At 72.3% G+C, this 5,452-nt stretch carries 4 protein-coding genes; 3 read left to right on the top strand and 1 reads right to left on the bottom strand.

Annotation, left to right across the window (positions count from 1 at the left end; translation table 11 throughout):
• The first annotated feature begins 159 nt into the window (after positions 1 to 159).
• The 3 genes from mycP to ACFWXO_RS35695 all read left to right on the top strand — a co-directional run bounded on the left by mycP (position 160) and on the right by ACFWXO_RS35695 (position 3,466).
• Positions 160 to 1,392, top strand: coding sequence for a type VII secretion-associated serine protease mycosin (gene mycP, locus ACFWXO_RS35705; RefSeq protein WP_380529301.1), 1,233 nt, complete (start codon positions 160 to 162; stop codon positions 1,390 to 1,392).
• Positions 1,393 to 1,517: 125 nt separating this feature from the next.
• Positions 1,518 to 2,060 carry a SigE family RNA polymerase sigma factor gene (locus ACFWXO_RS35700; RefSeq protein WP_375896065.1) on the top strand — a complete coding sequence of 181 codons (543 nt, stop codon included), beginning with the start codon at positions 1,518 to 1,520 and terminating at the stop codon, positions 2,058 to 2,060.
• 110 nt (positions 2,061 to 2,170) lie between these two features.
• Entirely contained in the window at positions 2,171 to 3,466 is a 1,296-nt protein-coding gene (locus tag ACFWXO_RS35695) for a hypothetical protein (RefSeq protein WP_375896068.1), read from the top strand.
• Between the two features lie 84 nt (positions 3,467 to 3,550).
• Here the strand turns inward: ACFWXO_RS35695 and ACFWXO_RS35690 are convergent, their stop codons facing one another.
• Positions 3,551 to 4,954 (bottom strand): APC family permease, encoded by a 1,404-nt coding sequence (locus ACFWXO_RS35690; RefSeq protein WP_375896071.1) that lies wholly within the window; start codon positions 4,952 to 4,954, stop codon positions 3,551 to 3,553.
• Positions 4,955 to 5,452: the final 498 nt, after the last annotated feature.

The raw sequence follows: 5,452 nt of genomic DNA, 5'->3' as shown, positions 1-5,452 counted from the left end.
CAACAACAACCCCCCACCTACAACCAACCCCGCCTCTCTCGGACCGACCATGCCCCCCCCCGGCCCCGGCCGGCACCCCCGGGGGGGGGGCCCCGGGCCGCGGGGCGCCCGCCCTTCGGCGCGCGGAGCGGCACGGGGGCGAACATGAGGGGTGGCAGGGTGTCCGGACGCGGGTTCCGCAGGACGGCCGCGGCGCTGGCCGCGTTCACGGTGCTGGGCGCTCCGGCGGCCGCCCCCGCGTACGCGGACGGCGGGCCCGGGCTGGCCGCCGCCGGTGACTGCCCCCGGCCCGCGCCCGACGTGCCGACCGTGCCGTGGTCGCTGCAGCGGATACTGCTCGACCAGCTCTGGCAGGGCGGGGCGACCACCGGCAACGGCGTGACGGTCGCCGTCATCGACACCGGGGTCGACGACAGCAACCAGCAACTGCACGGCAGGGTGGACGTGGGCCCCACCCTGCTGATCGACAAGCAGAGCAACAAGGCCGTCGACGGCAACTCCCTGACGGACACGGTCGGCCACGGCACCAAGGTGGCCGGCATCATCGCCGCGGGCCGCAGCGACCGGACCGGCTTCGTCGGGCTCGCCCCCGACGCCAGGATCTACGCGATCCGGCAGAACGACAGTGCGGGCAACGGCGACGTCTCCACCCTGACCGCGGCCATCAACGACGCGGTCGACAAGCACGTCGGGGTCATCAACATCTCCCAGGACGTGCGCGGCGCGGGCGACGCCCGGTTCGGCGGCTACCAGGAGTTGAAGGCCGCGATCGAGCGGGCCGAGCAGAACAAGGTCGTGGTGGTCGCCTCCAGCGGCAACGACGGCAACGAGGGCGACACCTACCCGGGCGCCTTCCCGACCGTGCTGTCCGTGGGCGCCTCCGACCGCAACAACGAGCGCGCCCCGTTCTCCCAGTACGGCTCCTTCGTGAAGGTCGCCGCGCCCGGTGTCGAGATGCTCTCCACGGTGCCCGGCGGCGGCCAGTGCGTGGACAACGGCACCAGCTTCGCCGCCCCGTACGTCTCCGGACTCGCCGCGCTGCTGGTCGGCGCGCACCCGAAGTGGACGCCGGCCCAGGTGCGGGCCTGGATCGAGCAGACCGCCCAGCGCACCGAGCGCGGCCCGAACCGGTTCATCGGCTGGGGCGTGGTGGACCCGGTGAAGGCCGTCACCACCGCGCCCGAGAACCCGCCGTCCGAGCCCGCCCAGGACGCCCCCGTGCAGCTGGCCGCGGCCCCGATCGTGCCGGCCCCGGTCGGCCTCGGCGAGACCCAGGCCGACCGCGACGGCCGTACCGCCACCTACGTGGTCGGCGTCGGCACGCTGCTGGTCGCCCTGCTGATCGGCGGCGGCGTCGTGCTGCGCGACCGGCGCCGCGGCTCCGCCGACTGACCCGCCGCCCGCACGCCCGCGCGGCGGTCACGGGAAACGTCGTGGAACGCCTGTAACACCGGCGGCGGTCCACCGCATCCATCAAGTGTCGGCGGGGCACACGGACGCGGGGGAGCGACGGGCACATGGGATGGATCAGGGGTGGCCGGGAGGCCAAGGACGCGGAGTTCCTGGAACTCGTCTCCAGCCGCACCGGGCACCTCTACCGCTCGGCCTGTCTGCTGACCAGCGGCGACACCCACTACGCCGAGGACCTCGTGCAGGAGGCCCTCAGCCGGATGTACGTGCTGTGGCGGCGCAGCGCCTTCACCGGCGGCCGCCACCGGATCGACAACCCGGCGGCCTACACCCACACGGTGATGGTGCGCACCTTCCTCGCCCAGCAGCGCCGCCGCTCCAGCGGCGAGCGCCCGACCGAGGCGCTGCCGGAGGCGGCCGGGCAGGACACGGACAGCAGTCTGCGGCTGACCCTGCTGGACGCGCTGGGGCGGATGTCCGCCGCGGACCGGGCCGTGCTGGTGCTGCGCTACTGGGAGGACCGCAGTGTCGAGCAGACCGCCGAGGTGCTGCGGCTCTCCTCCGGCGCGGTCCGCACCAGGACCACCCGGGCGCTGGCCCGGCTGCGCACCCTGCTCGGCGACTCGCTGGCCGAGCTCTCGGCCCGCTGAAACGTCCCGCCCGCCGGCACACCCCGCCCACCGGCACCGGCACACCGGTACGCCCCGCCCACCCCGCATTTCCCCGCTACTTCCGCGACGCAAGGAGACGGTGATCCGCCATGCCCGAGCAGGACAAGTTCGAAGACGACCTCCTCTACGCCCTCACCCGCACCGGTGAGGGATTCCGCCCCGAGCAGGCCGACCAGGCCGGGATGGTCGCGGGCGGCTACCAGCGGGGCCGCCGCCGCTGGCGCAGCCGTTCGACCGCCGCGGTGGTGGGCGGCGCCGCCGCGCTGGCCCTGGTGGGCACCGGAGCGGTGTACCTGACCGGGTCCGGCTCGCCGTCCGGTACGACCACGGTGGCGGCCGCCTCAACCGGGGCGGCGTCGGGGAGTACGGGCACGAGCGCCGCGCTGACCCCGGCTTCGACCGGTACGCCGACCCCGAAGGAGGTCAGCGGCGACGAGGTGCTGGCCGCCTTCCAGGCGCTGCTGCCCAAGGGCCAGGTCACCGACGGCAAGGGCACCGGCACCGGGTCGCCGTCCGGCAAGCCGGGCGGCTCCGTCAACGCGGGCGCCACCCTGCTCTTCGACGACGGCCAGGGCAAGGCCGCGATGGGCATCTCGCTCACCCGGCTGGCGTCGAACGACCCCAACCGGGCGCAGAACGCCTGCCCGGACAAGAAGCTGGTCCAGTACGACGCCTGCTCCAGCACGAGTGTGCCGGGCGGCGGTTCGCTGACCGTCCTCCAGGGCTACGAGTACCCGGACAAGCGGGCCACCACCAAGTGGTGGAACGCCAGGCTGATCGGCCAGGACGGCCGGCAGGTCGAGCTGTCGGAGTGGAACTCCCCGGCCGAGAAGGGCGCGCCGGACAGCCGGCCGGCCCCGCCGCTGTCGCCCGAGCAGCTCAGGGCGATCGTCACCGACAAGGCCTGGGACCCGGTGGTCGCCGCGATCCCGGAGCCGAAGCCGGTTCCGGTGCGCGACACCTCCAAGGAGTACAGCGCGAAGGAGATCCTGACGACCGTCGCCGGACTGCTGCCGAGCGGACTGACCGAGACGGAGCCCGGCGGCGACGGCCCCGGCTACGCCAACTTCGTGCTGAACGACGGCAAGGGCAAGTCCATGGTGCAGCTCAACGTGCAGGACTGGAGCGGTGACCGGGGCAACTCGTTGTTCGGCGACGCCAGGACGCTGCCGGACGGCACCAAGGTGGTCGTCAGCAAGGGGAGCGACAAGCCGGGCGTGGACATGTGGACCGTCGACACCCTGCACCCGGACGGCCTGCGGGTGGTGATCAGCTCGTTCAACAGCGGCACCCAGACGAGCCCGGCGACCCGCAAGACCCCGGTGCTGACCGACGACCAGATGCAGACGATCGCCGCCGCCCCGGTCTGGAAGCTGAGGAAGTAGCGCGGCGGTGCGGACGCGGCGGTGCCCCGGGCCTGGGGGAGGTCCGGGGCACCGCCGCGTGGGGGAGGGGTGGGGGATCGGGGGTCAGCCCTGCTGGTCCTCGGGGAGGCTGATCACCCAGCGGGTGTCCTGCCGGGGGCGCAGGTAGAACAGCCAGTAGAGGGTGGCGGCGGCGGTGATGCCGCCGGTCCACAGCAGGGGTTCGGCGTCCAGCTGGGTCATCACGTACACCAGGACGACGATCAGCAGCGCCGGGACGGCGGGCCACAGCGGCATCCGCCAGGCGGCGGCGTGCTTGTGGTGGCCGCGGCGGGAGAGCAGCGAGGCGATGGCGACCAGCAGGTACATCGCGGTGACGGCGACGCCGGTGATGTTGCTGAGGAGTTCGCCCTTGACGAAGCAGAGCGCGGCGCCGGGCAGGCCGACCGCGAGGGTGGCGATCCAGGGGGAGCCGAAGCGGCCGAGGGTGCCGAAGGCCTTGTTGACGGGCTCGGGCCAGGCCTTGTCGCGGGCGGAGGCGAACAGCACCCGGGAGTTCTGGATGACCATGACGATGCCGGCGTTGATGATCGCCAGCGCGATGCAGAGGCTGATGAAGGTGCCGACGGCGGAGTTGCTCCAGGCGGTGACCATGCCGGAGATGTCGCCGGAGGTCAGGGTCTGCAGGTCGGGGGCGCCCAGGGTGATGGCGGCGACCGGGATCAGGATGATGGCGCTGGAGAGGCCGAGGGTCCACAGCACGGTGCGGGAGACGGTGCGGCGGGGGTTCTCCAGCTCCTCGGAGAGGTAGACGGCGGTGGAGAAGCCCTGGGTGGCGAACAGCGCGATGCCGAGCGCGCCGATGATGGCGCCGATGCCGACGGGGCTGGCGGCGCCGCCGTCGGTGGAGACCAGGCCGTGCAGCAGGCTGGGGTGGGCCGCGTTGGCGTGGGAGAAGCCGAGCACCGAGACCACGCCGGCCGCGATGACCTCCAGGACCAGGAAGATGCCGGTGATCCAGGCGTTGGCGCGCAGGTCGAGCAGGCCGGCCAGGGTGGCGGCGAGCATCACGGCGGCGCCGGCGATCGGCTTGTCGACGTGCAGGACGGGCGCCAGGTAGTCGGCGGTGCCGAGGGCGATGACCGAGGGGACGATCATCACCACGATGAGCGACTGGATGAAGACCAGCCAGCCCGCGAGCCGTCCGGCCAGGGTGCCGACCATCGCGTACTCGCCGCCGGCGCTGGGGATCAGGGTGCCGAGTTCGGAGTAGCAGAACGCGACCGCGACGCAGAGGACGGAGCCGATGGCGATCGCCAGCGCGGTGGCGCTGCCGATGCTGGAGAACAGTTCCGGCACGATCACGAAGAGCGTCGACGCGGGGGTGACGCAGGACAGCGTGAGCAGGGTGCCGCCCACGACGCCGATCGAGCGCTTGAGCTGCTGGGGTGCGGCCGCGCCGTCCGCCGTGGCGGCTACGTTCTGTGGCGGGCGAAGCGTGTCGGTCATGTGGATTCCGATCGGCTCTGTTCGGTCCTGGGACGGGAGCGGTATCGCCTCCGCTGGCTCGTTGCTCGGGTCTGGTCCGGTCGCTCCCGGGCCGCCATGGAACCTTGGGCGTATTGATTGCGTCAACGCCGGAACTGCTTCGGAATCCGTTGCGGTGAACGGCATAAGCATGCGATCCGATGATCACTTAGGGTCATGGCGCTGTTTGTCCGACTTGTTACTTTGGCAACATCAGGCATGAATCAAAGGTGAACGGTGTGTTGCGATCCACCATTCAAAGGCCGCGACTCGGTCGTACGGCGACACGCCAGGTGTGATCCCGCCGTTCGGCAACTGCCCAGGTGGGTACGGGAACCGCAGCCCCGGCCCGGAAAGATCTAGGTAACGTTTCAGCACCTGGGACGCGGAAGGGGTCGGACTCCGCGGAGTGCGCCCCCCGAAAAAAAACATCGGAGAGGGGGGGCGCGCGGGCCGCCCCCGGCACCCACCCCGCCCCCG

The sequence above is a fragment of the Kitasatospora sp. NPDC059088 genome, assembly GCF_042738155.1.
In the GTDB taxonomy this organism is placed as follows: domain Bacteria; phylum Actinomycetota; class Actinomycetes; order Streptomycetales; family Streptomycetaceae; genus Kitasatospora.
This window is presented reverse-complemented; position numbering and strand designations above follow the sequence as displayed.